The organism is Pseudomonas fragi (genome assembly GCF_900105835.1).
GTDB lineage: Bacteria > Pseudomonadota > Gammaproteobacteria > Pseudomonadales > Pseudomonadaceae > Aquipseudomonas > Aquipseudomonas fragi.
Genome location: NZ_LT629783.1, coordinates 1,308,133 through 1,331,983, shown reverse-complemented (window position 1 = coordinate 1,331,983; position 23,851 = coordinate 1,308,133). Strand labels below are relative to the sequence as shown.

The following is a 23,851-nucleotide window of genomic DNA, read 5'->3' as shown; positions in this document are numbered from 1 at the left end:
CGACACCGGTTTATCGGCCGTTATGCGCCGTACTGTAGGGCTGGCCTGCGTTCACTTTCGTGATAAAGCGCACAGTTCTATCGCCCAGTTCGCCGGCCAGGCGCTGATTGGGATCGTTATAAGACTGAACCTGGCGTTTCATGTCCATCGGCACGATGCGCATCACATGGTTCATGCCATTGATCAGCGTGAGCACGGCATCCGGTTTGGCCGCCTTGAGCAGGCGGGCGTCCTTGACATCGACCTGAATGTCGTGGGTGCCCTGGATGATCATGGCCGGCATTTTCAGTGCGGCGAAAGCGGCTGCCGGGTCATGGCGCAACAGGCTGATCATGTACGGCTGCACGCTGGGGCGGAACACCAGTTGCAGATCCTTGGGCACGTTGTCGTCGGTTTTGCCGGCTTCCAGGCTGCTGATCAGCTCAAAACTGCGCTTGAGCTGGGCAGGTGGCAAATGGTTGCGTTGCAACTGCTCACGCAGCAGCACACCCACCGGGCGGCCCGTACCGGCAATGGAAACCACCCCGGCAGCGCCGATTTGTGGCGCGGCCAGGCTGGCGATCATGGCGCCTTCACTGTGGCCGAGGACAAACACCTTGCCAAAGCGCGGGTCGCTTTTAAGTTTTTCGCCCCAGGCTACGGCGTCAGCCACATACTGATCGAAATTGAGCTTTTCCTCGTCAGGCCCGGCGGGCTGGCTTTGCGCTATGCCGCGCTTGTCGAAGCGCACGCTGGCGATATTGCTCTGGGCCAGGCGCCAGGCCAGTTTTTTCAGGGCATCGTTGCGTCCACCCATGGGGTTGTTGCCGTCGCGGTCGGTCGGGCCGGAACCGGCAATAATCAGCACCACGGGCACGGGCTTGTCACTCTTGGGCAAAACCAGCGAGCCATACAGCGTGCCGGAGCCGGTATCCAGCTCAATGGGCCGCAGCAGCACATTGGAGGACGGGGCCGCGAGGGCCTGGGTGCCAAAGCCAAACAGGGTCAGTGCTAGTAAGAGTATTCGCAGCATCATAGCGCCATCATTGTCTAATGTGCCGGTTGGACAAACCCGGATGAGTAAGGTTCGAGGATGAACTACAGAGGTAGCCTGCGTATACTGGCGCATTTGGTTATCTGGGATCTGTTCAACCTCTGTTGTGCTGCAACCAGACTTGAATTGATCCTGGGCTGAACTTTATCGGCTGATTTCGCGGAGCGCCCTGCATGTCCGGCAATACCTACGGCAAGCTGTTCACTGTCACCACCGCTGGCGAAAGCCATGGTCCGGCGTTGGTCGCCATTGTTGATGGCTGCCCGCCAGGGCTGGAGCTGTCCCTTGAAGATCTGCAGCGTGACCTGGATCGACGCAAGCCCGGCACCAGCCGCCACACCACCCAGCGTCAGGAAGCCGACGAAGTCGAAATCCTCAGCGGGGTGTTTGAAGGTCGCACTACCGGTTGCGCCATTGGCCTGCTGATCCGCAACACCGACCAGAAGTCCAAGGACTACTCGGCGATCAAGGATCTGTTTCGCCCGGCCCACGCCGATTACACCTACCACCATAAATACGGCGAGCGCGATTACCGCGGCGGCGGTCGCAGCTCGGCGCGTGAAACGGCCATGCGTGTGGCTGCAGGTGCCATCGCGAAAAAATACCTGGCCACCCAGGGCATCGTGATTCGCGGCTACATGAGCCAGTTGGGCCCGATTGAAATCCCGTTCAAGACCTGGGACTCGGTCGAGCAAAATGCCTTTTTCAGCCCGGACCCGGACAAAGTACCGGAGCTTGAGGCCTACATGGATCAATTGCGCCGTGACCAGGATTCGGTCGGCGCCAAAATCACCGTGGTCGCCGAAGGGGTGATTCCGGGGCTGGGCGAGCCGATTTTCGACCGCCTGGACGCCGAGCTGGCCCATGCGCTGATGAGCATCAACGCGGTCAAGGGCATCGAGATCGGTGCCGGTTTTGCCAGTGTTGCCCAGCGCGGCACCGAGCACCGCGACGAGATGACCCCTGAAGGTTTCCTGAGCAACAACGCCGGTGGCATCCTGGGCGGTATTTCCTCGGGCCAGCCAATCGTTGCCCACCTGGCCCTCAAGCCAACCTCGAGCATCACCACCCCGGGGCGTTCGATTGACGTGCACGGCAACCCGGTAGACGTGATCACCAAGGGCCGTCATGACCCGTGCGTGGGCATTCGTGCCACGCCGATTGCCGAAGCCATGATGGCCATCGTGCTGATGGACCACTTGCTGCGTCACCGTGGCCAGAACGCCGACGTTAGCGTCAGCACGCCCGTGCTGGGCCAGTTGTAATGCAGGGATTGTTGAGCGTCACGGTCTGACGGCCGTGGCGACACTTCCTTACTGGCGCCTGTCAGGTTTCTATCTTTTCTATTTCGCCTTGCTCGGTGCCACAGCGCCGTTTCTGGCGCTGTACTTCAATCACCTGGGGTTTTCCAGTGCGCGAATCGGCGAACTGGTGGCCATCCCCATGCTGATGCGCTGCGTGGCGCCCAACCTGTGGGGTTGGCTTGGGGATTACACCGGCCGGCGCCTGCTGATCGTGCGTCTGGGCGCGCTGTGTACCTTGTGCAGTTTTGCCCTGATCTTTGTCAGCCAGAGCTATGCCTGGCTGGCGTTGGTGATGGCGCTGCATGCGTTCTTCTGGCATGCGGTATTGCCGCAGTTTGAAGTCATCACTTTCGCCCATCTGCGTGAGCAACCCGAGCGTTACAGTCAGATTCGTCTATGGGGCTCGATCGGTTTTATCCTTACCGTGGTGGTCCTGGGCCGCCTGTTCGAATGGCTGAGCCTGGATATCTACCCGGTGGCGCTGCTCGTGATCATGGCCGGGATTGTGCTGTGCAGCCTGTGGGTGCCGAATGCGCAGCCCTCCAGCCTGGGCCGCAAGCTGGTGGAAGGCGGGTTCCTGAAGCAACTGTTCAGCCCCGGCGTGCTGGCGTTCTATGCCTGTGTGGCGCTGATGCAAATGAGCCACGGGCCGTATTACACCTTTCTGACCCTGCACCTTGAAGGCCTGGGCTACAGCCGTGGCGTGATCGGCTTGCTCTGGGCCCTGGGGGTGGTGGCCGAAGTGCTGATGTTCCTGGCCATGCGCCGCATCCTGCTGAAGTTTTCCGTGCGCCGGGTGTTGATGTTCAGTTTTATCCTCGCCGCCTTGCGCTGGCTGCTGCTGGGGTCGTTTGCCGAACACCTGTGGGTGTTGCTGTTGGCGCAACTGCTGCACGCCGCCACCTTCGGCAGTTTCCATGCCTCGGCCATGACGTTTGTGCAGCGCAGCTTCGGTCCCGGCCAGCAAGGCCAGGGCCAGGCCCTGTACGCCACGCTGGCCGGTATCGGCGGCGCAGTGGGGGCACTGTATTCCGGTTACAGCTGGAACACCCTGGGCCCCACTATCACCTTTAGTATGGCGAGCGTCGCAGCGCTGGCCGCAGCCGTTATCATTGCCACTCGACTGCAAGAGGACAGGCCATGAGCCTTACCCGTGAACACCTGAGCTTGGAAATCATTGAAGCCGGGCGCTTTTTATATGCGCGCGGCTGGTCACCGGCCACCAGCAGCAACTATTCCACCCGGCTTTCGGCCAGCCAGGCGCTGCTGACAGTATCGGGCAAGCACAAGGGCCAGTTGGGTCCTGACGATGTGTTGGCCACCGACCTGGCGGGCAACAGCCTGGAACCGGGCAAGAAACCGTCCGCCGAAACCCTGCTGCACACCCAGTTGTACAGCTGGCGCCCTGACATTGGCGCCGTGTTGCACACCCACTCGGTGAATGCCACGGTGCTGTCGCGCCTCACGCCGGGCGACAGCATCGAGTTCGAAGACTACGAGCTGCAAAAAGCCTTCAGTGGCGTATCGACCCACGAGTCCAGGGTGCTGGTGCCGATCTTTGACAATGACCAGGACATCGCGCGCCTGGCGGCCAAGGTCCAGCCCTGGCTGGAGGCGCACCCTGATTGCGTGGGTTACTTGATCCGCGGGCATGGTCTGTACACCTGGGGGGCGCGTATGAGCGACGCCTTGCGCCAGATCGAAGCGTTCGAATTCTTGTTTGAATGCGAACTCAAGACCCGCGCAATACTCAATCGTTAACGCTGACTTCACCGTGAAGAAGCTCACCACCTGATTTGAACGGTCTGCCTGAACGGCCTGTAAAAGCCGAAAGCGCGCCGAAGCCGAGGAACCAAGCCCCATGAGCAGCCTGTCCGTTTATCACGTATCGAGCCCGGAATTACCCAACAAGGTGTTGACCCACTTTGATGACATCGCCTCTACGCTGGCCGAGCAGGGCGTGCGCTTTGACCGCTGGCAGGCCGCCGCGCCGATCCAGCCCGGTGCCAGCCAGGATGAAGTGATCCATGCCTATCGCGACCAGATTGACCGGCTGATGAGCGAACGTGGCTATGTCACGGTTGACGTGATCAGCCTCAACAGCGATCACCCGCAAAAAGCCGAGTTGCGCGCCAAGTTCCTCGACGAACACCGTCATGGCGAAGATGAAGTACGTTTTTTCGTCGCCGGTCGTGGCTTGTTTACGCTGCATATTGGCGACTATGTGTATGCCGTGCTGTGCGAAAAGAACGATCTGATCTCGGTGCCAGCAGGCACGCCGCACTGGTTCGATATGGGTGAGCATCCGCATTTTGTCGCTATCCGCCTGTTCAATAACCCTGAAGGCTGGGTTGCCAACTTCACCGGCGAAGATATCGCCGACCGCTTCCCGCGCCTCGAAGATTAAGGACGTCCCATGCCGATCAAAGCCATCCTGACCGATATCGAAGGCACTACCAGCGCTGTCAGCTTCGTATTTGACGTGTTGTTTCCGTATGCGGCCAAACATCTGCCCGGGTTTGTCCGCGAGCATGCCGAAGACCCTGAAGTGGCCATGCAGCTGGGGGCGGTGCGCCTGGACAGCGGTGAGCCCGAGGCCGATGTCGAGCGGGTCATCAAGATCCTCCAGCAATGGCTGGCCGAAGACCGCAAAGCCACGCCACTCAAGGCGTTGCAAGGGATGATCTGGAAGCAGGGCTACGAGGCTGGCGAGCTGAAGGGGCATGTCTACCCGGATGCGGTCGAGGCGCTGCGCCAGTGGCATGCCAAGGGTTATGACCTGTATGTTTACTCGTCAGGTTCGATTCAGGCGCAAAAGCTGATTTTTGGTTGTTCCGAGGCAGGGGACCTGACGTCGCTGTTCAGCGGCTACTTTGACACCACCTCCGGGCCCAAGCGTGAGGCGCAATCCTATCGGCACATTACCGAAGCGATCGGTTGCCCGGCCGGGAAGATCCTGTTTTTGTCCGATATCGTAGAAGAGCTTGATGCTGCACAGGCGGCGGGCATGCAGACCTGCGGCCTGGCCCGCGACGGTGGTGAGCTGGTGGGGCATAAAACCGTCAGCAGTTTTGCCGAGATCGATCCTGCCGGACTGTAAAAGCTTGGGTATACCGCACAGCAAAAAGCCAGCAATCGCTGGCTTTTTTGTGGCTGGTTTTCAGCTTTTAGCGAGTGTGATAAGTCGGCAGGGCAAAGCGATGCTGGCTTTGCAGCAGTGAAATCGTCGGCAGTTCACTGGCAGTGCCGGCCAGGTCGCGGCGAATCGCGCTGATGGCCCAGGTCAACTGTTCAGCAGTGTGCAATTGCGCGTAGGAAAGTGTGCGTTGAGTTTGTTTGCCATCGCTGTCACACAGCGTCAGCAACACGCCGCCATCCGGGCGGGGTTTTACGTTGACGGTGTAGTTGGTGAACAACGATGCAAATTTTTCCTGGATCAGGCTCATGTGTTCAGCTCCATTAGCGCTCAAGTGCTTGTATGGAGTAGAGGTTGCAGTGATTGTGCCACTATTGTTTTTTTGAAAAGTCCTTATAAATCAACAGGTTGTATTTTATAAAAAACCCTTGAGTCGTGCATTCTGCATGAATGGCCATCGTGCATCCTGCATTTTGCCCAGTGAGCAATAGCGTATTGCCCACGATTGATTGTCTCTATTGCCACCTTGAGCAAAAAAGGGATGACACCTTCGCCCCGTCTCAGGAAACTAGGTTTCTTTGTAGCGAAGGTGGAGCCTTACATGTCAGACAACAAGCCAGCAGACCAAAGCCGCCAGATGACCCCGGAAGAAGCCGCCGACTTTGCCGAACAGGTGTTCAACAAGGCCCGCGAAGGCGATGCTGCAATGCTGGCCGCCTTGCTGAGCAAGGGGCTGCCGGCCAACTTGCGCAACCACAAGGGCGATACCCTGTTGATGTTGGCCAGCTACCACGGCCACGTTGAGGCGGTCAAAGTGCTGCTTGAGCACAATGCCGACCCCGAAATTCGCAATGACAACGGCCAGAGCCCGATTGCAGGTGCTGCCTTCAAAGGCGACCTGGAGATGGTCAAGACCCTGGTTGAAGGTGGCGCACAAGTTGAAGGCGCGTCATTTGATGGTCGTACAGCGCTGATGATGGCCGCCATGTTCAATCGTGGCGAAATCATCGATTACCTGATCAGCAAGGGCGCGGATCCAAAAGCCAAGGACGCCAATGGCATTACCGCACTGGATGCCGCCAGGACCATGGGCGCCACCGAGGCAGTGGCGCAGTTGGAGAAGCTGTTGGGCTGATCGCCCTTGAAGGGCGCAATTGATATATCCTGCGCGCCCTTAATTTTCCTTGTGACAGGCCGCGCCCATGAAAACCACTCTCGTTGAACTCATCAGCAAAATCAGCTCCGGGTGCATGGGCGACGCCGAAATCGCAAAAGTCGCAGATGAGGCGGCGCAGGCCTACGCCGATCAAGATGCGTTTCTGGCTGCCAACCCGGATATCAACTACGACGACAGCTTCCCGATCCCGCTGGGTGAATGGGTGGTGGTGGGCAGTCTGCCGGAAACGGTGTTGTTCCAGGCCGATACCTGGATGGATGTGTTTGCCCAGATCGTCGCTTCGTTCGGCCCCGATGTCGCGTTCAATATCAAGCCCAAGCAGTTGGCCAAGACCGAGGCGTTGACCGCGCTCAATCGCATCCAGATCCAGATGGGCAGCATGAGCCCGGAGCAGGGCGGTTATGTGCTGGTCAACCTGAGCCAGCCGCTGGACGACGAAATCCAGGTGGTGCTGGTTTACGGCAATGACGTCCCGCGCGTGCTTGAGCTGTGTGCCCAGGTCGGCATGGCTGCGGCGCCATCGCTGGAAGCCCTGAAGGTTGCCATCCACGTTTGAAACCCTGGCTGGCGCAATAAAAAACGGAACCCTGGCCGTGGGTGACTATCCTATGAGCACAAGTACTCACTCGGGAGCGTCATCATGGGTTCAACGTTTAATGGTCTGATCGGTCTGATTATTCTGGCCCTGGATATCTGGGCCATCATCAACGTAATCAAAAGCGGCGCCGGGACGGGTGCAAAAGTGCTCTGGGTGCTGCTAATTCTGTTCCTGCCGGTACTGGGGCTGGTCATCTGGGCCATCGCCGGGCCGCGGGGCAATGTGCGTATTTAAAGCGCTAGCCGGCGGGCAGTCCTGAGAAATCATGGCTGCCCGTTGAGTTTGTCAGCGTCAAGGTTCGACCTGTCATGTTCCTCGACGTAGAATGCGCGCCTTTCTTGGGCAGTTGGACCCGTGTCGCGATAGCGGTATGAGGTTTGGCTGTCGATCATGGGCGGGTGACCGTCCGTTGCCACCAGCATTCAAGGGGACTTCCCATGACCGAATCGCTTGACAACCACTATCTCGAAACCCTTTACGAAGGTTACGGCCAACGCTTTCGCATGGACAAGCTGCTCCATGAAGTGCGTACCGATCACCAGCACCTGGTGATTTTCGAAAACCCGGTCATGGGCCGGGTCATGGCGCTGGACGGCGTGATCCAGACCACCGAAGCGGACGAATTCATCTACCACGAGATGCTCACCCATGTGCCGATCCTGGCGCACGGCGCGGTCAAGCGCGTACTGATCATTGGCGGTGGCGATGGTGGCATGCTGCGCGAAGTGACCAAGCACATTGGCATTGAGCACATCACCATGGTCGAGATCGACGGCACCGTAGTGGACATGTGCAAAGAGTTCCTGCCCAACCACTCCAAGGGGGCATACGACGACCCGCGCCTGAACCTGGTGATCGACGACGGCATGCGTTTTGTCGCCACTACCGAAGAAAAATTCGACGTGATCATTTCCGACTCCACTGACCCGATCGGGCCGGGTGAAGTGCTGTTCTCCGAGAACTTCTACCAGGCTTGCCACCGTTGCCTGAACGAGGGCGGCGTACTGGTCACCCAGAACGGCACGCCATTTATGCAATTGCAGGAAGTGCAGACCACCGCCGGGCGCATGCGCAGCCTGTTCGCGGACTGGCATTTTTATCAGGCAGCGGTGCCGACCTATATCGGCGGCTCGATGACGTTTGCCTGGGGTTCGACGGATGCGAGCTATCGCAAGTTGCCACTTGAAACCCTGCGTCAGCGGTTTGCCGGTAGCGGCATCGTGACCCGCTACTACAATCCTGAAGTGCATATCGGTGCTTTCGCCTTGCCGCAGTATGTGTTGCAGGCGATCAACAAACCCAGCAACGACTGAGGCTGTGCAGTAGCAAGGCAGGGCAGAGCGGTCAGCCAAGGATAACTGTGGGAGCGGGCTTGCCCGCGATTGGAGCAACGCGGTGCAATTTTAAACCGCGTCGCCTGCATCGCGGGCAAGCCCGCTCCCACGGGGATTGAGCGGCCTTTCTTGTGTTTCAAAATGTGCTTTGCACGAAATTTTCACGGTATCTTTAAGACAATTCGCACGCAAAATTTCGCCTTTCCGACTCTCAAGCGCCTCTATTCCGGTGTTTTTGCGGGGTCTCGGGCCTAATCCTGTGTAATTAAAGAGCGATGCACCCGTGGCCTGCCACCGGTGATAAAGCCACTTCAACTTGAACCAATGGGTCCTAAAACGACATGGCAAACCCGGACGCCCCAAGCCAACAGCACGCTGCCTCGCGTGTGTTGCAACCCACCGTCAAATCGCACCTGGCATTTACGCTGCTGTGTGCCTTGATCATGATGGTGATGTTCACCCTGCTGCGGGTGGCATTGCTGGTTTACAACAAGGAAATGATCCTCGATACCCCGGCATCGACCTTCCTTGAAGCCTTTGGCAACGGTCTGCGCTTTGACGCGCGGATTGTCGTGTACTTCAGCATTCCGCTGTTGCTGGCGCTGCTCAGTGTCAAGGCCATGGCCATGCGTGGCGTACTGCGCTTCTGGCTGACCGCTGCCTCCAGCCTGGCGCTGTTTTTGGGCCTGATGGAGATGGACTTCTACCGCGAGTTCCACCAACGCCTCAACGGCCTGGTTTTCCAGTATGTGAAGGAAGACCCGAAAACCGTGATGAGCATGCTTTGGTATGGCTTCCCGGTGGTGCGTTACCTGTTGGCCTGGGCCGTGGGCACTGTCATCTTGTACTTTGCCTTCCGTGGTGCTGATCGCGTAACCCGCTCCAGCGTCACCCGGGCTGCTGCCGGCGCTTCTCGCAGCGTAGCCCCGTGGTACGGCCGTGCAGCGGTGTTTGTCGTGTTGCTGCTGGTGTGTGTGGTTTTGGCGCGTGGCACCTTGCGTCAGGGTCCTCCACTGCGCTGGGGCGATGCCTACACAACAGACTCCAACTTCGCCAACCAGTTGGGCCTCAACGGCTCTCTGTCGCTGATTGCCGCTGCGAAAAGCCGCTTCGGTGATGACCGCACCAATATCTGGAAGGCCACCCTTGAGCAGCCTGTGGCGACGCAGACCGTGCGCGACATGCTGCTGACCGAGCACGACAAGCTGGTCGACCCGGATACCGCTCCTGTGCGCCGTGACACTACGCCGCCAGAAGAAAAAACCCTGCCGATCAAGAACGTTGTCGTGATCCTGATGGAAAGCTTCGCCGGTCACTCGGTGGGTGCGCTGGGGCGTCCGGGCAATATCACCCCGTACTTCGACAACCTGGCCAAGGAAGGCTTGCTGTTCGAGCGTTTCTTCTCCAACGGTACCCATACCCATCAGGGCATGTTCGCCACCATGGCGTGTTTCCCGAACCTGCCGGGTTTCGAATACCTGATGCAGACCCCGGAAGGCAGCCACAAGCTGTCCGGCTTGCCGGAACTGCTGAGCGCCCGCAAGTTTGATGACGTATACGTCTATAACGGTGATTTCGCCTGGGACAACCAGTCAGGTTTCTTCAGTAACCAGGGCATGACCACCTTTGTTGGTCGTAATGATTTCGTCGACCCGGTGTTCTCTGATCCTACCTGGGGCGTGTCCGACCAGGACATGTTCAACCGTGGCCTGGAAGAACTGAAAAAGCGTGAAGGCAAAGAGCCTTTCTATGCGCTGCTGCAAACCCTGTCCAACCACACGCCATACGCCTTGCCGACGCCGTTGCCGGTTGAGCCGGTAACCGATCGTGGTTCGCTCAACGAGCATTTGACGGCGATGCGTTATTCCGACTGGGCACTGGGCCAGTTCTTCGAAAAAGCGCGTAAAGAACCGTACTTCAAGGAAACCCTGTTTGTGATCGTGGGTGACCACGGTTTTGGTAACGAGCAGCAGATTTCCGAGATGGACCTTGGCCGTTTCAACGTGCCATTGCTGCTGATCGGTCCTGGCATCCAGGAGAAGTTCGGCACCCGTACTGACACGGTGGGCACTCAGGTCGACATCGTGCCGACCATCATGGGCCGCCTGGGCGGTGAGTTCCGTCAGCAATGCTGGGGCCGTGACCTGCTGACCCTGCCGGAAGGTGACAAGGGCAGCGGCGTGATCAAGCCGTCAGGCAGTGACCAGACCGTGGCCATCATCAGTGACGACCATTTGCTGGTGCAGCCAAAAGATATGCCGGCCAAGGTATGGCAGTACAAGTTGGGCGCCAACCCGGAGGCGACCGTGGTCACCGACACGCCGGAAGCGACCGAGCTGAAGAAAAAGCTCGAATCCTTCCTGCAGACCGCGACCAAAAGCCTGCTGGACAACACCGCAGGTGTGGCGGATCCGAAGTAATCCTCGGGTGAGTAAAAAACAGGCCTGAGGGCCTGATGCTGGCCAGGCGGGCATATCTGCTCGACTGGCCGGCGGCAAACAATCCAATCCGATGCCGGTTCCGGCATCGGATTTTTTTATGCGGGGTGCGTGCGCCCTGGCATGCAGCATAAATAGTGTGGGCAGAGGAAATTCGAGTGATAGGTTTTGCGTATCAAAACCTTCCACGATCAGGATTTTACAGGCTGCTCGAATCCCTTGAGATTGCGTACCGAGCTGCGGCAACTCTCGTGCGGCAGTCATTTTATCGTTCAAGGGGCTATTAACGTGTCTGCATCCGAAACATTCACTCATACCCAACTTCCGCTAACGATTGACGGTGTGCAACTGAACATCGCCGCCATTCACAGGCGTGGCGAGTTGGCGCCGATCGTTTTCCTGCATGGTTTTGGTTCGACCAAAGAGGACTATGCCGGGATCGCGCTGCAGGCGGAATTCGACGGTCACCCCTTTGTTGCCTTCGACGCACCCGGCTGCGGTGAAACTCTCTGCAGTGACCTGTCCAGGGTGTCCATCCCGCTGTTGGTGCAGGTGACACTACAAGTGCTGGAGCATTTCGATATCGAACGCTTCCATCTGGTCGGTCACTCTATGGGGGGGTTGGCGGCTTTGCTGCTGGCTCATCAGTTTCCGGGGCGGGTACTGAGCTTCACTGACATAGAGGGCAATATTGCCCCGGAAGACTGCTTTCTCAGTCGTCAGATCGACGATTATCCGTGCGATGATCCCGAGGTGTTTTTCGCGGCTTTCATCAAGCGTGTCAGGCATGCCCCGGCGTATGCCAGTGCATTGTATTCGGCGAGCCTGAGACACAAGGTGCGTGCCGAGGCGGTGCGAGGCATTTTTTCGACGATAGTTGATCTGTCCGATAACGCCGACCTGATGGGTAAGTTTCTTGGCTTGAAGTGCCCGCGAATGTTTATGTACGGCGAGCAGAACTCATCACTTTCCTACCTTGCGCATATCCAGGCTCAGGGCGTACGCCTTGCGCCAATCCCTGTGTGCGGGCATTTCCCCATGTATTCCAACCCGATCGCGATGTGGCAACAGATCGCTGATTTCCACCGCGCCAGCCAGGCCGGTTAAGCCTTGTGATCGTGCTGCAGTTTGATCATGTTCCCGGCATGCTGATGACCATTTTCAAAAGCGCTTTCGGTCTGGATCAGGCCTTTTCTGGCATTGTCGGCACCGCCATTGTCATGGGCGTGAAACGCGGTGTTTTTGCCAACGAAGCGGGATTGGGCAGCGCGCCGAATGTGGCCGCTGTGGCGAATGTCGATCACCCGGCGTCGCAAGGGGTGGTTCAAGCGTTTAGCGTATTTATCGACACCTTCGTGATCTGTACCTGCACGGCGTTGTTGATTCTTCTGTCTGGCTTTTACACGCCAGGTTTCGAAGGCGACGGCTTGATTCTCACGCAGAACGCGCTCGCAGAAGTGGTTGGCGACTGGGGGCGCACGTTTATCAGTGTGGCGCTGGCGTTGTTTGTCTTCACGTCGATTTTGTACAACTACTATTTGGGCGAAAACAACCTGCGCTTTTTGTTGGGTGAAAAGCGTCGCACGGTCATTATTTATCGTGGGTTGGTGCTGGTCCTGATCTTTTGGGGGGCGGTGCAGAACCTGGACACGGTTTTCGCCTTCGCCGATATCACCATGACCATGCTGGCTTTCGTAAATCTGATTGCCATTACGATGTTGTTCAAGGTTGGCATGCGTGTGCTGCGTGATTATGACGAGCAACGCAAGGCAGGCATCAAGATGCCCGTTTTTGACTCCAGCCAGTTCAAGGATCTTGATCTGGACTTCAAGGCCTGGCCGCCACGGTCTACACCGGACCAGGTGGTGATAGAGCCTGCACCCCATGCAGTGTTATCCGCACTGCAAAGATGACCATCACACGTAAATCAAGCTGGCACGCTCTGCAGCCGTGTTGCCTGTAGACGACGGTATTTCCTGAGCAGCGGCCTTTGATGGTTGATGCCCGTCAGCGTGGCGGACGGGCATCAACCTCGGGGCTGCTTTTTTATTGGGTCAAATCTTGCCGAGCAGCAGCAATATCAGCAACACAATCAGCACGGTGCCGATAATGCCCGAAGGGCCATAGCCCCAGCTTTTGGAGTGCGGGAACACCGGCAGGCCGCCGACCAGCAGCAAAATCAGGACGATCAGTAGAATCGTAGTCATGAGCATTTCCTTGTTGATAGGTTCCGCCAGGGATGGGCAGTGCTTATAAAATCCGACTGCGGTGCTGGGTGAATAATTCAACTTATTTCATGTCATGCGCAAAAACAGTTCTGCCTTGATCGGTGGCAAGTGCGCAGGTAGGGTGGCGCGCTGCCCATCTGGAAACACTGCACATGCTCAATTACGCTTGGTTTTTTTTCGCAGCCCTGTTTGAAATCGCCGGCTGCTACGGCTTCTGGATGTGGCTGCGTCAGGGCAAGAGTGCCTGGTGGGCTGTGCCCGCGATTGTCAGCCTGGTGCTGTTTGCCCTGCTGCTGACCAAGGTCGAGGCAGCCTATGCCGGGCGGGCCTATGCCGCCTATGGCGGGATTTACATTGTCACCTCCATTGCCTGGCTGGCAGTGGTGGAGCGTATTCGGCCGCTGGGCTCTGACTGGATCGGAGTGGGCCTCTGTGTGGTGGGCGCGACCATCATCTTGCTCGGGCCGCGCTTTTCAAGCCCGTAATAGGCGTTTTCCACGGCTTGTATGTAGGAAAGTGGTGGCGCAAAAGTAGTCTTTTGCTGAATTCATGTGTGGGGATTGAAGCCAGGTTTTACGCCGTGCAGTCTTTGTGGCAACCCAGCCCTTAGGATGAGAGCCATGCAGATACTCAGTCGTGCCGCAGGCGAGCGTATTTCAATCGGACAGGACATTACCCTGTACATCGTTGCCATCAACGGCAATAACGTGCGCTTGGGGATCGAAGCCCCCAGGCACATCAGTGTTCATCGCGCAGAGATCTATGAGCGGATAAAAAAACAGCTCGCCGGGCGCCTGGCCATTGGTCCGCTAAGGCCGCGTTAGTCAAAGAACTCCTTGGGTACCGCGTGCTTGGGCATCAGTTGGCACTGCTGGCTCTCGAGATCAAAGAAAATCACCGCCTGGCCTTTGCTTAATGCATGACGGACCCGCAGCACGCGGGTCTCTTGCGGCGTGTCATCGCCGTTGTCAGTCCCATCGCGGCTGACGAAGTCTTCGATCAGGCGGGTGAGGGTGTCGGGTTCAAGCTGGTCGTAGGGGATAAGCATGGGCGTTCTCGTCAGTAGGCTTAAATCGATGTGTCGCGGTTATCCCAAAAGCGTTGTGCCTGCTCAAAAGCCTGCTCCCGGGGCGTACCGAGGCCGCGCAAGGCCAGGGCCATGGTTGAAAGCAGAGCCAGTTGCGGGTAGCTGTCTTCAACCTCGCCGCGCCATAGCGCCAGGAGGTGCTCAGGTTGCAGCGAGGCCGGTTTGACATGGCGCTGGGCTGACAATGCCGGCCATTCCTCGTCCCAGCCAACCCCGGCCGTAGTGCCGTAAAGATGGCTCAGGGTGTCGGGGTTGATTTCAACTTCGCCGCCATCGCCCTTGATCACGATGCTGTTGTCCCCCAGCAAACTGCTGGCTTCACGGTGTACGCTTTGATAGCCCGGATGAAAGATGCTCTGCAGGCCACAGCGCGCACCCAAGGGGTTGAGAATGCGTGCGAGCGAGTGAATGGGCGAACGCAGGCCCAGGGTATTGCGCAGATCAATCATGCGCTGCAAGTGTGGCGCCCAGTCCTGCAACGGCATAAAGGCCAGATTGCCAGTATCGAGGGCCTCGTTGACGCTCTGCCAGTTGCGGCATAGTGGAATGGCCAGCGCGTCGAGCAGCTGTTCGCTGTACAGCCGGCCGGCGGTATGGGCGCCACCACCGTGCATGAAAATGCGCACGCCGTTTTGCGCCAGGCACTTGGCGGCCAGCAAATACCAGGGCAAATGGCGCTTTTTACCGGCGTAAGTCGGCCAGTCGATATCGACCCGGATGGCAGGTGCTGTCAGACGCTCCCTCACGGCCTCGGTAAAGCCGGCCATTTCCTCGGCGCTTTCTTCTTTATGCCGCAGCAACATCAGGAAGGCGCCCAATTGCGTATCTTCTACCTTGTCCTCAAGCAGCATGCCCATTGCTTCGCGGGCTTCTTCACGGGTCAGGTTGCGGGCACCGCGCTTGCCTTTGCCCAGGATGCGCACAAAGGGCGCAAAAGGGTGTTCGGCAGGCGCTTCAAGGGTCAGTGCAGCGGGAGTGTTCATAGGCAATTGGTCGGCTTGGGCAGGCCCGCCAGCTTGGCGGCAAGTTTGGCTGGGGTGCCGTTGAACAGGCGGTTGAGGTGCAGGCTGTTGCCTTTTTCAGGCCCCAGCTTGAGGGCTGTGTACTTGATCAGCGGGCGTGTGGCAGGGGAGAGCTCAAATTCCTGATAAAAGCTGCGCAACAACTCGAGGATTTCCCAGTGTTCGGCACTCAGCTCAATGCCTGCCTGCGCCGCCAGAGCCTGGGCGACTTCAGCAGACCAGTCATTGAGGTCGAGCAGGTAACCGTCCTTGTCCAGGCCGATGGTTTTACCGTTGAGGGTGAGCTCATTCATAGCCAGCTGTTGACCTTGTCATAACGAATCGACAGTTCGACGAACGCCGGGTAATCCACACAGGTTGCCCACGACGGGCATTCAAGGTGGCGCGCCAGCAAATCTTCCTCAAGGATGAAAATGGTCTGTTCCTCCAGGGATTTGAGAACGCTGCCCTGCTGCAGGGCGTACACCGCATCGCCACTCAGCAACAAGGCGTCATCCTTGCCCAGCAGGCGCAGGCAGCTGCCCAGGCGAGTGTCGGAAAATGGTGAGTGGCTCAAAACATGTAGGGTCGACATCAGAGAGTAATCACTTGGTCATAACGGTCAATAAGTGCACGGACTTCTTCAACTGGCAGCGGCTGCACATCATCGACGGCAAGCCCAGCGGGTAAAATGCCACGCTCGCTCAGGCTGTGGCTGCAGGCGTACAGATCATCAACACCGAACATCGACAACGCCTGGAGGTTGGCTGTGAGGTTCTTCTGCTGGATGGCTGCAGCATTTTGATTGGCCAGCAATTGAAAAATGCCGTCATCCATAAACAACAGCGCCACCGGCAAATCGAATGCGCCACCGGCCAGCACGATATCCAGCGCTTCTTTCGCGCCGGGGCCGGCCCACGGTGCTTGTCGGCTGATAATCAAAAGAGACTTGGGCATTTCAAGGCCCTCCGAAACAGATCAGTCGATCGGCTGATTGAATGGCATCGTGCAACTGGCCAAGCCCGGACAGCTCCCAGGGTGCTTGCAAATTGATGCCGGGGCGTTGATAGCGTGCGGCTTCGTCTTCATTCAGGACGCCACGGCGCAAGGCAGCGGCAATACAGACCACGCCATCGAGTTGATGCTGGCTGACGAACGCTGCCCATTGTTGCGCGATGTCCTGCTCATCTTGGGGCGTCACAATATTGCTTGAAGCACTGTGCACACCGTCTTGATAGAAGAACAGCCGGACAATCTCATGGCCACCGGCCAGCGCCGCCTGGGCAAAACGCAGGGCGCGGCGGGAAGAGGGCGCATGGGCCGCTGAATAAAGGGCAATGGCAAATTTCATGGTGGGCTCTGTCAGCAAAACTGGGGCAATGATAAGGCCAGATGCCCAAAGATGCTTGTGGCAGGCAATAAAAAGCCCCGCACAAAGGCGGGGCTTGGGCTTCGGGGGAGGCAGGCGGACCTTTCTCAACCCCCGGAAACGACAAAGCCCGTCAGTGACGGGCTCTATCGGTGCAGCAATATGGCGGAGGCGATGGGATTCGAACTCATGGACCTGTTACAGTCGACGGTTTTCAAGACCGTTGCCTTAAACCACTCGGCCACACCTCCTGTACGTTGTTTCGGGCGCCATAATACCTGAATGAAACACGTTGTCAAACTCTCTTGATCGCTTGTTTCAGAGCCTCTGCTATGATCTTTGCTACTTAACATTTCAAACCACAGGAGTATCGCCATGCGCGAACAGGATTACGCAGTTAATAGCAGCGTGCAGGCCGAGCAGCTAGAGGTTAGCCGCGTACTGCGCAACACGTACGGCTTGCTGGCTCTTACTCTGGCTTTCAGCGGTGTGATGGCTTACGTCTCGCAGCAGTTGCGGGTCGGCTATCCAAATATTTTCGTTGTACTGATCGGGTTCTACGGCCTGTTCTTCTTGACCAACAAGCTGCGTGATTCGGCATGGGGCCTGGTGTCTGCATTTGCCCTGACCGGTTTCATGGGCTTTCTGCTGGGCCCGATCCTTAACCGTTACCTGGGCATGCAGGGCGGCGCCGAGGTGGTCAGTTCTGCATTTGCCATGACGGCCCTGGTATTTGGCGGTCTGTCTGCCTATGTGCTGATCACCCGCAAGGACATGAGCTTCCTGGGCGGCTTTATCACGGCCGGCTTCTTTGTACTGCTGGGCGCTACGCTGGCGAGCTTCTTCTTCCAGATCAGCGGCCTGCAACTGGCGATCAGTGCCGGTTTCGTACTGTTCTCGTCGGTGTGCATCCTGTTCCAGACCAGCGCCATCATTCATGGCGGTGAGCGTAACTACATCATGGCGACCATCAGCCTGTATGTATCGATCTACAACCTGTTTATCAGCCTGCTACAGCTTTTCGGCATCATGAGCCGCGACGACTGATCGGCAACCGCTGCACAAAAACCCGCTTCGGCGGGTTTTTTTATGCTTGCGAGGTATGCCCGGCAAGCCTGCTAGCCGGGGGGAGGGACGGTGACTGACGATGCGTCGCCCTGATTGTCCAATGCGTCTTTGACAACCCTGCTATTCCCTATAGAGAGAGGACGCTGCTCACCCTCTATAGGGAAATATCCGAGTTTGAGAGCCGTTATATTGGCTGTGAGTGGTGCAGTTGATTGCAGCGATCTCAGGGTGTCTTTGTTAGGCCCATCAACTCCGGTGTGAGCTGGGTAACGGGCGATAATCCGCCATGAGCACCTGAGCGGGGAGATGAGATTGTGGAGCCCTCAACGTTTCGTATAACCCAACCCTGAACAGGAGGTTCTGTGGGCAGTGATATTCAGCAATTTGATCCAGATAGCGTGGCGCAATTTTTTAAAACGCGCATGGCGTTCGCGCACATGGCCACAATGCAGGGGCGGGAGTGGCGTCATGATCAAATCATTTGAGCGGGGTTTCTCGAGTGAAAGGCACTCTGCTCGCCATGACAGTTACAGAGAGAAAGCAGGCAACAATAATCAAGAGCGTGGGGCGCCACCAGGCCCTCCAGGAGATGATCAATTGAAAAGCCGAGTTGAAGCACTGGAAAAAGTACTCCCCGAGATCCGCGAACGGCTGGTACGGGTAGAGACCAGGCTGGACGGTATTGAACAAGCCATGGCCACAAAGATGGACTTGGGCGACCTCAAGGTCTCGATGGCGGAACTGAAAGCCGCCATGATTGAAGGATTCAACAACCAGACCAAATGGTTTGTGGCCACTGCCGCGGTAATGGCAGGCACCACGTTTGCAGCAGCTCGGTTGATTCACTAAGCGCATTACGGTGTTTGGGGGGGCATTTGCAATCAACCCCTCCACAGGTTTCAGCACCCTGAAGTGCCAATGGTGGGTTATGCGCCGCGGGTGTTAGCCGCGCAGGTTGGCCAGGCGGGTTGCAGGCCACAACCCAGAGGCGAAGTAAAAAGGCGCCCATCGGGCGCCTTTCAGATGTTATTGAGGAGTAGTCGCAGCGATTCTTCAGCGTTTGGCACGATGGCCTTGGGTTCAGAATCCGATCAGCAGGCTGGTCGTCACTACTTCAGAGAAACCCGTTTTCTCTGCTGCCTGAATGCGGGGAGGGATAGTACGGGTACCCTGCCTCGATCAATGCGCACTTGCAGTCCTCAGTTACAAGATATTCCCGTGTAATAGCTCCGTCAAGGTGCCGCAATCAGGCTTCTGGTGGCCTGACTCAGGCCCATCCTGGGCGCGCCGACCGGTGGTCGCGATATCGAGCGCTGTGGCGTTTTGGGGCAGACGATCGTAACCCGCATACCTCTGCCGAGGTTATGGCCAGTGCGCAGCCTTTATGCAGGCCAGGGAAGCCGATGCTGCTAAGTATTTGATTTATAAAAACATACCTGTTTCAAAATGTTTCCGGTGTTTTTGCGGTCAATATCGTCAGCTTCGCGATGTCTGTTATGCCAAATCATTTTTAGCGCCAGTTTTCCGCTGAATATCACCCGGTATATGGTGAAAATGCCTGCGCAACAATTCCTATACTGCCCCGGCGCCTGCACATCAGCACCGTTCAACAAGCCGCAGCGTTTTGTTGGGCTGCTTTGGCTGCAGCCGTTTGCGCAAATGAGAAGGCGGTTAATGGCCTTTTTGTTTGCCGTGCACCTAATAAGTCTAAAAATGAGAAATAGTGTAATGAATAAACAGTCGATCCAGATCGCGCTTGCGTATATGTCCGTAGTCATTGGTGGCGGCTTTGCCTCCGGGCAGGAGGTACTGCAGTTTTTCACCGGCTATGGGCTTGTCGGCATCGTGGGCACGCTGGTGAGTGGCTTGATGTTCGCTTTCCTGGGGATGCAGATTGCCCGGATGAGTTCGAAGATGCAGGCAACTTCCCATAAGGAGGTGCTTTACATCCTGTTCGGTGCGCGTATCGGCCTGGTTGTCGATGTAGTGCTGTCCTTCTTCCTCTATGGTGTCGGCGTGGTGATGCTGGCAGGTAGCGGTTCGATCTTTGCCCAGCAATACGATCTGCCCCCTTTGTTTGGCGGTGTATTGATGACCGTGCTGGTGATCGCCACGCTGTGCATGAACGTCAAGCGCATCATTGATCTGATCAGCGCAGTGATGCCTTTCTTGCTGGCGATGGTGCTGATCATCACCACCTACTCGATTTTCAGCTACAACGCGCCGATCGAGACCCTGGACGCGGTCGCTCGCGAGAACAACGAAACGGTCACTGGCAACTGGTTTGTCGGCGCATTGTTGTATGCATCGTTCAATATCGCAGTGGGTTTCCCCATGCTGGCGGTGATCGGCGGCATGACCAAACAACCCAAGGCCGCGGCTGTGGGCGGCGTGCTCGGCGGCCTGGGGCTGGGCCTGTTGATCCTGCTGTTGAACATCGGCCTGTTTGCCAACATCAACCAGTTGCAGGGTATTGAAATGCCATCGCTGGCACTGGCGGGGCGTATTTCGCCGATTCTTTCGGTGGTGATGTCGCTGGCCCTGGTGTGTATGGTTTACAGCACGGCGGTGGGTATGTTCTTTGCTTTCAGCGCACGTTTCGCCAAGCCTGAAACCCGTCGCTTCAAGTTGATCAGTGCTGCCACCGTGTGTGTCGGCCTGGGCTTGAGCCTGGGTGGTTTCAGCAAGCTGGTCGGCACCGTGTACCCGCTGCTGGGGTACGTCGGCTTTGCCTTGATCCTGGCGATCTGCTTTAACTGGGCGCGCAGCCGCTCTGTCGCCAGAGCGCAAAAAGCGGCACTGGACGCAGCGTCCTGACCCGGTTGCCGCCGAATGAACATTCGGCGGCATTTGTCTCATGCTTGCTGTTCAAGTATCTGATTGACGTCCCGAACCGTTGCGTAATCCAGCGCCATATTGGCCAGCGACAATGCATGCACATCTTCGGCAGGCCAGAGGCGCCCATTCAGGTCCTTCTGGTCAAAGGTGTAGCAGGCGTCTGCCCCAACGATCACATCAAACCCCAGGCAGCCTGCTGAGCGCACCGTAGACTCCACGGAGTTGTTGGTGATCACGCCGACGATCAGCAACTGGTTAATCGCGCGCGTGCGCAGCCAGCGCTCCAGGCCGCTATTGGCAAACGCATCGGGCACGTTCTTTTCGCTGACGTACTCATCCTCAAGGGGCGCCAGCGCCACCTGAAACTCGCAGCCCGACTGGCCTGGCCAGAACACCGAGGTGGGCGTGCGCGAAATATGCCGGACATGGATGACCGTGCGTTGCGTCTGCCGCCAGGCTTGCAGCAAGCGCTGTACGTTGCGCTCGGCATCCGGGTTGTTTCTGCGGCCAAGCCCGGGGTTGCACATCCCTTTTTGCATATCGATGATGATCAGTGCCGCATCCGGGGTCATTGAAGGCATGGTCTGTCCTTGGGCTGTGGATGGGGCCATGCTAAACGCAATATCGCGGCGTGTGCCACTGCCTACAGGTCGTCATTCTGGGTCAGGGTGTGTGGCTGGCCGTGGGTAATCATCCATTTGAGCAGTGCGCTGACCCGCACCCGGTGCGTGCTCTCAACCCATTGCACGCCGTCATGGCTGTAATGCTCGATATAACGGCTCAGTACCAGTTCATCGCCCTGGTCCGTCAGGCGCAGGCTGGTTTCGCGGCAGTGCAGGGCAGCGTTGGCGCGCTTGACCAGGCGTTGCTCCAGGATCATGGACGGGTTGTCAGAAGGCATGGTGACAAAAATTCTTGGCAGGGAAGAAGGGTGATCCTCCCATTGGCGTCTTGCCCGGATATGTCTGCTTTCTTGCCGTAGTGACACTTTGTTGCCGAATTGAAATATATGACGCGGCGCGCCGAATAGTTTTAGATAGAAGGCCTTACAGACCTTAAGTGATACGCGCCGGTGAGCAGCCTTTTGATCGTGGACGATGACCTTGAGGTCCTTGCGCTCCTGAAGAAATTTTTTGTCCGTCATGGTTATTCGGTGCAGGTCGCGACCGATGGCACTTCGCTGTGGGCAGCGATGGCCGTCCAGCCGCCGGACCTGATCATTCTTGACCTGATGTTGCCCGGGGAAAATGGCCTGATGCTGTGCCAGCGTTTGCGTCAGCAGTTTCCCACGCCAGTCATTATGCTGACGGCAATGGGCGAGTTAAGCGATCGGGTGGTGGGCCTGGAAATGGGCGCCGATGACTATCTGAGCAAGCCTTTCGATGCCCGCGAATTGCTGGCCAGGGTGCGTGCGGTGCTGCGTCGTGCAGGGCAGGGCCAGCCTTCGACCGGGCTGGTGCCGCGACCGCTGATGAAGTTCGCCGGCTGGCAGTTGGACCTTACCCGCCGGGAACTGCGCTCACCGGATCAAGTGATGATCCCGCTGTCGGCCGGCGAGTTCGACTTGTTGCTGGTGTTTGTCGAGCATCCGCAACGCATTCTTGCCCGCGAGTTGCTGCTGGATCTGGCGCGGGGGGCGGGGCATGACGCGTTCGATCGCAGCATCGATGTGCAGGTCAGCCGCTTGCGACGCAAGCTGGAATTCGACAGTCAGGGGGTGGAGATGATCCGCACCGTGCGCAACGTCGGCTACTTGTTCACCCCCAGTGTGACCCGGCAGTGAAGCGCTGGCTTGCAGGTTGGCGGCTGCGCTCGCGCAACACCATCGCACGCTGGATTGCCTTGACTACCATTGTCGCGATGCTCACGGCGCTGGCATTCAATGCCCTGTTTACCCAATTGGCAGGGGTCTGGGCCTACCCGCCGCTCAGCGAGATCGGGCTTTTGGAGAAAATCTCCCTGACCACCAAGCTGATAGAGGCCTCCCAGGCCCCGCAGCGCGAGCGCCTGGCGGCGGCCGCCACTGACAGCAGCCTGAATATCAGCTGGCATGCCAGCCGCGAAGGGCTGGATTTGCCCCAGGTCGCCGATGCTGTGCAGCGCACCGCGACCCCTCTGGCGCAACGCTTGTTCAACAGCCCGGAACGACGCCTGGAGGCCTATCAGCCCGAGGACTGGCCACAGCAGAACGGGCATTACGCCTTGCTGGTGCAACTGGCAGATGGTTCCTGGCTGATGTTCAGCATCCCGTCGCGCAGTTGGGGCCTGGGGCAGTGGCAACGCAATTTGATTCTGGTTGTGCTGGTGCTGCTGTCTACCGCTCTGGTTGCGCTGATAGCCACGCGCCATCTGGCCAGGCCGTTACAACAATTTGCCGAGGGCGCACGACGTTTCGGGGTCGACTTTCGTGCCCCGCCCATCGAGCCGGTCGGGCCTACGGAGATCCGCCAGGCAATCCTTGCCTTCAATGCCATGCAGGCGCAGTTGCAGCACTTCATCAAGGACCGTACCCAGATGCTCGCAGCCATTTCCCATGACTTGCGCACGCCGCTGACGCGCATGCGCCTGCGCGGTGAGTTTATTGACGACCCTGATCAACAACAGCGGTTATTTCGAGATGTCGACGAAATGCAGGCCATGATCAACTCCAGCCTGGCGTTCTTTCGCGATGACGCCCGGCTGGAGCAGGCCACGTCATTTGATTTGGCCGAGCTTCTGCAAACCCTGGTAGATGACTACCGTGACCAGGCCATCGACATTGCCTTCAGTGGCCCCGCCCACCTGGTGTACTTCGGGCGCCCGCTGGGCCTTAAGCGTGTGGTCACCAACCTGCTGGACAACGCCATCAAATACGCCAGTGAGCCTGCCGTTGAACTGAGTGGCGACGATGAACAGGTGACGGTGCGCGTGCTCGATCGCGGGCCGGGCATTGCTGTCCAATGCCATGAACAGGTGTTCGTACCCTTTTATCGGCTTGAAGGTTCGCGTAACAAAAACACCGGCGGAGTGGGGCTGGGCTTGTCGGCTGCCCGCGCGATTGTGCTGGAGCATGGAGGCTCGCTGACCCTGAGCAACCGTCAATCGGGAGGGCTGCAAGTCAACGTGCAGTTACCGGTATTAAAGGCTGACGGCGCAGCATGAGCGGCTAAATTTATGTGTTTTTAGTATCCGTGCCCAGCGCGTAAGTTGTTTCCCGGCTACTTTGGTTGACGACCGCGTGTATGCCACTTGAGGCGCCCG

General features: G+C 57.9%; 29 protein-coding genes, 1 tRNA gene and 1 pseudogene. 19 read left to right on the top strand and 12 right to left on the bottom strand.

All coding sequences use genetic code 11. The features are described 5' to 3' along the window. Positions 1 to 10: 10 nt before the first annotated feature. On the bottom strand, positions 11 to 1,015 hold the full coding sequence (locus tag BLU25_RS06025) for an alpha/beta hydrolase (protein WP_016781485.1): 1,005 nt from the start codon (positions 1,013 to 1,015) through the stop codon (positions 11 to 13). 191 nt (positions 1,016 to 1,206) lie between these two features. Here BLU25_RS06025 and aroC point away from each other — a divergent pair, with 191 nt between their 5' ends. The 5 genes from aroC to mtnC all read left to right on the top strand — a co-directional run bounded on the left by aroC (position 1,207) and on the right by mtnC (position 5,437). Beyond that, entirely contained in the window at positions 1,207 to 2,298 is a 1,092-nt protein-coding gene (gene aroC / locus BLU25_RS06020; RefSeq protein ID WP_016781484.1) for a chorismate synthase, read from the top strand. Positions 2,299 to 2,332: 34 nt separating this feature from the next. Beyond that, the gene (locus tag BLU25_RS06015) at positions 2,333 to 3,481 is read left to right on the top strand and encodes an MFS transporter (protein ID WP_016781483.1); all 1,149 of its coding nucleotides are present in this window, start codon (positions 2,333 to 2,335) and stop codon (positions 3,479 to 3,481) included. Continuing rightward, entirely contained in the window at positions 3,478 to 4,098 is a 621-nt protein-coding gene (locus BLU25_RS06010; RefSeq protein WP_016781482.1) for a methylthioribulose 1-phosphate dehydratase, read from the top strand. The genes BLU25_RS06015 and BLU25_RS06010 overlap by 4 nt, the downstream gene beginning before the upstream one ends. 100 nt (positions 4,099 to 4,198) lie before the next feature. Then, the gene (locus BLU25_RS06005; RefSeq protein ID WP_016781481.1) at positions 4,199 to 4,744 is read left to right on the top strand and encodes a 1,2-dihydroxy-3-keto-5-methylthiopentene dioxygenase; all 546 of its coding nucleotides are present in this window, start codon (positions 4,199 to 4,201) and stop codon (positions 4,742 to 4,744) included. 9 nt (positions 4,745 to 4,753) lie between these two features. Next, the gene (mtnC, locus tag BLU25_RS06000; RefSeq protein ID WP_016781480.1) at positions 4,754 to 5,437 is read left to right on the top strand and encodes an acireductone synthase; all 684 of its coding nucleotides are present in this window, start codon (positions 4,754 to 4,756) and stop codon (positions 5,435 to 5,437) included. 67 nt (positions 5,438 to 5,504) lie between these two features. Here the strand turns inward: mtnC and BLU25_RS05995 are convergent, their stop codons facing one another. Further along, positions 5,505 to 5,783 (bottom strand): DUF3509 domain-containing protein, encoded by a 279-nt coding sequence (locus BLU25_RS05995; RefSeq protein ID WP_016781479.1) that lies wholly within the window; start codon positions 5,781 to 5,783, stop codon positions 5,505 to 5,507. Between the two features lie 291 nt (positions 5,784 to 6,074). Between BLU25_RS05995 and BLU25_RS05990 the strand changes: the two genes are divergently transcribed. The 7 genes and pseudogenes from BLU25_RS05990 to BLU25_RS05960 form a co-directional block, all read left to right on the top strand. After that, positions 6,075 to 6,608 carry an ankyrin repeat domain-containing protein gene (locus BLU25_RS05990; protein ID WP_016781478.1) on the top strand — a complete coding sequence of 178 codons (534 nt, stop codon included), beginning with the start codon at positions 6,075 to 6,077 and terminating at the stop codon, positions 6,606 to 6,608. Positions 6,609 to 6,675: 67 nt separating this feature from the next. Next, positions 6,676 to 7,206, top strand: coding sequence for a hypothetical protein (locus BLU25_RS05985; protein ID WP_016781477.1), 531 nt, complete (start codon positions 6,676 to 6,678; stop codon positions 7,204 to 7,206). Between the two features lie 84 nt (positions 7,207 to 7,290). Beyond that, complete coding sequence (locus BLU25_RS05980; RefSeq protein ID WP_016781476.1) at positions 7,291 to 7,482, top strand: PLDc N-terminal domain-containing protein; 192 nt, start codon at positions 7,291 to 7,293, stop codon at positions 7,480 to 7,482. A 203-nt stretch (positions 7,483 to 7,685) separates the two neighbouring features. Then, the gene (speE, locus tag BLU25_RS05975; RefSeq protein WP_083369557.1) at positions 7,686 to 8,561 is read left to right on the top strand and encodes a polyamine aminopropyltransferase; all 876 of its coding nucleotides are present in this window, start codon (positions 7,686 to 7,688) and stop codon (positions 8,559 to 8,561) included. A gap of 362 nt (positions 8,562 to 8,923) precedes the next feature. Next, on the top strand, positions 8,924 to 11,002 hold the full coding sequence (locus BLU25_RS05970; protein ID WP_016781474.1) for an LTA synthase family protein: 2,079 nt from the start codon (positions 8,924 to 8,926) through the stop codon (positions 11,000 to 11,002). A gap of 306 nt (positions 11,003 to 11,308) precedes the next feature. Then, positions 11,309 to 12,127, top strand: coding sequence for an alpha/beta fold hydrolase (locus BLU25_RS05965; RefSeq protein ID WP_029611487.1), 819 nt, complete (start codon positions 11,309 to 11,311; stop codon positions 12,125 to 12,127). Positions 12,128 to 12,132: 5 nt separating this feature from the next. Next, positions 12,133 to 12,933, top strand: a pseudogene (locus BLU25_RS05960) (alanine:cation symporter family protein); the annotation flags it as partial. Between the two features lie 141 nt (positions 12,934 to 13,074). Here BLU25_RS05960 and BLU25_RS05955 read toward each other — a convergent pair. Then, on the bottom strand, positions 13,075 to 13,233 hold the full coding sequence (locus BLU25_RS05955) for a DUF3309 family protein (RefSeq protein ID WP_085984374.1): 159 nt from the start codon (positions 13,231 to 13,233) through the stop codon (positions 13,075 to 13,077). A gap of 167 nt (positions 13,234 to 13,400) precedes the next feature. Between BLU25_RS05955 and BLU25_RS05950 the strand changes: the two genes are divergently transcribed. Beyond that, positions 13,401 to 13,733: a YnfA family protein gene (locus tag BLU25_RS05950; RefSeq protein WP_016781470.1), complete on the top strand. Its 333-nt coding sequence runs from the start codon at positions 13,401 to 13,403 to the stop codon at positions 13,731 to 13,733. 135 nt (positions 13,734 to 13,868) lie between these two features. Then, the gene (csrA, locus tag BLU25_RS05945; RefSeq protein WP_016781469.1) at positions 13,869 to 14,072 is read left to right on the top strand and encodes a carbon storage regulator CsrA; all 204 of its coding nucleotides are present in this window, start codon (positions 13,869 to 13,871) and stop codon (positions 14,070 to 14,072) included. Here the strand turns inward: csrA and BLU25_RS05940 are convergent. The 7 genes from BLU25_RS05940 to BLU25_RS05910 all read right to left on the bottom strand — a co-directional run bounded on the left by BLU25_RS05940 (position 14,069) and on the right by BLU25_RS05910 (position 16,956). Continuing rightward, positions 14,069 to 14,296, bottom strand: coding sequence for a YheU family protein (locus BLU25_RS05940; protein ID WP_016781468.1), 228 nt, complete (start codon positions 14,294 to 14,296; stop codon positions 14,069 to 14,071). The genes csrA and BLU25_RS05940 overlap by 4 nt on opposite strands. Positions 14,297 to 14,316: 20 nt before the next feature. After that, complete coding sequence (locus BLU25_RS05935; protein WP_016781467.1) at positions 14,317 to 15,318, bottom strand: glycosyl transferase family protein; 1,002 nt, start codon at positions 15,316 to 15,318, stop codon at positions 14,317 to 14,319. Beyond that, entirely contained in the window at positions 15,315 to 15,650 is a 336-nt protein-coding gene (locus BLU25_RS05930) for a TusE/DsrC/DsvC family sulfur relay protein (protein ID WP_016781466.1), read from the bottom strand. Before BLU25_RS05930 ends, BLU25_RS05935 begins: the two co-directional genes overlap by 4 nt. Further along, positions 15,647 to 15,931: a sulfurtransferase complex subunit TusB gene (tusB, locus tag BLU25_RS05925; protein WP_016781465.1), complete on the bottom strand. Its 285-nt coding sequence runs from the start codon at positions 15,929 to 15,931 to the stop codon at positions 15,647 to 15,649. The genes BLU25_RS05930 and tusB overlap by 4 nt, the downstream gene beginning before the upstream one ends. Beyond that, positions 15,931 to 16,293 (bottom strand): sulfurtransferase complex subunit TusC, encoded by a 363-nt coding sequence (gene tusC, locus BLU25_RS05920; RefSeq protein ID WP_016781464.1) that lies wholly within the window; start codon positions 16,291 to 16,293, stop codon positions 15,931 to 15,933. Before tusC ends, tusB begins: the two co-directional genes overlap by 1 nt. A 1-nt stretch (position 16,294) precedes the next feature. Further along, positions 16,295 to 16,687: a sulfurtransferase complex subunit TusD gene (tusD, locus tag BLU25_RS05915; protein ID WP_016781463.1), complete on the bottom strand. Its 393-nt coding sequence runs from the start codon at positions 16,685 to 16,687 to the stop codon at positions 16,295 to 16,297. 181 nt (positions 16,688 to 16,868) lie between these two features. After that, positions 16,869 to 16,956, bottom strand: a tRNA-Ser gene (locus BLU25_RS05910). Between the two features lie 124 nt (positions 16,957 to 17,080). Here BLU25_RS05910 and BLU25_RS05905 point away from each other — a divergent pair. From BLU25_RS05905 to BLU25_RS05895, 3 genes are all read left to right on the top strand, one after another. Further along, positions 17,081 to 17,752 carry a Bax inhibitor-1/YccA family protein gene (locus BLU25_RS05905; protein WP_016781462.1) on the top strand — a complete coding sequence of 224 codons (672 nt, stop codon included), beginning with the start codon at positions 17,081 to 17,083 and terminating at the stop codon, positions 17,750 to 17,752. A 489-nt stretch (positions 17,753 to 18,241) separates the two neighbouring features. Next, positions 18,242 to 18,622, top strand: coding sequence for a hypothetical protein (locus tag BLU25_RS05900; protein WP_139803938.1), 381 nt, complete (start codon positions 18,242 to 18,244; stop codon positions 18,620 to 18,622). A gap of 879 nt (positions 18,623 to 19,501) precedes the next feature. Next, the gene (locus tag BLU25_RS05895) at positions 19,502 to 20,590 is read left to right on the top strand and encodes a YkvI family membrane protein (RefSeq protein WP_016781458.1); all 1,089 of its coding nucleotides are present in this window, start codon (positions 19,502 to 19,504) and stop codon (positions 20,588 to 20,590) included. Positions 20,591 to 20,628: 38 nt separating this feature from the next. Here the strand turns inward: BLU25_RS05895 and BLU25_RS05890 are convergent, their stop codons facing one another. Together BLU25_RS05890 and BLU25_RS05885 are read right to left on the bottom strand one after the other, a co-directional pair. Beyond that, positions 20,629 to 21,183: a cysteine hydrolase family protein gene (locus tag BLU25_RS05890; protein ID WP_016781457.1), complete on the bottom strand. Its 555-nt coding sequence runs from the start codon at positions 21,181 to 21,183 to the stop codon at positions 20,629 to 20,631. 71 nt (positions 21,184 to 21,254) lie between these two features. Next, positions 21,255 to 21,512 (bottom strand): hypothetical protein, encoded by a 258-nt coding sequence (locus BLU25_RS05885; protein WP_016781456.1) that lies wholly within the window; start codon positions 21,510 to 21,512, stop codon positions 21,255 to 21,257. A 171-nt stretch (positions 21,513 to 21,683) separates the two neighbouring features. On the opposite strand from BLU25_RS05885, the gene BLU25_RS05880 reads away from it, so the two are divergent. Next, entirely contained in the window at positions 21,684 to 22,394 is a 711-nt protein-coding gene (locus BLU25_RS05880; protein WP_016781455.1) for a response regulator, read from the top strand. Continuing rightward, positions 22,391 to 23,752 (top strand): sensor histidine kinase, encoded by a 1,362-nt coding sequence (locus tag BLU25_RS05875; RefSeq protein ID WP_016781454.1) that lies wholly within the window; start codon positions 22,391 to 22,393, stop codon positions 23,750 to 23,752. The genes BLU25_RS05880 and BLU25_RS05875 overlap by 4 nt, the downstream gene beginning before the upstream one ends. Positions 23,753 to 23,851 lie beyond the last annotated feature (99 nt).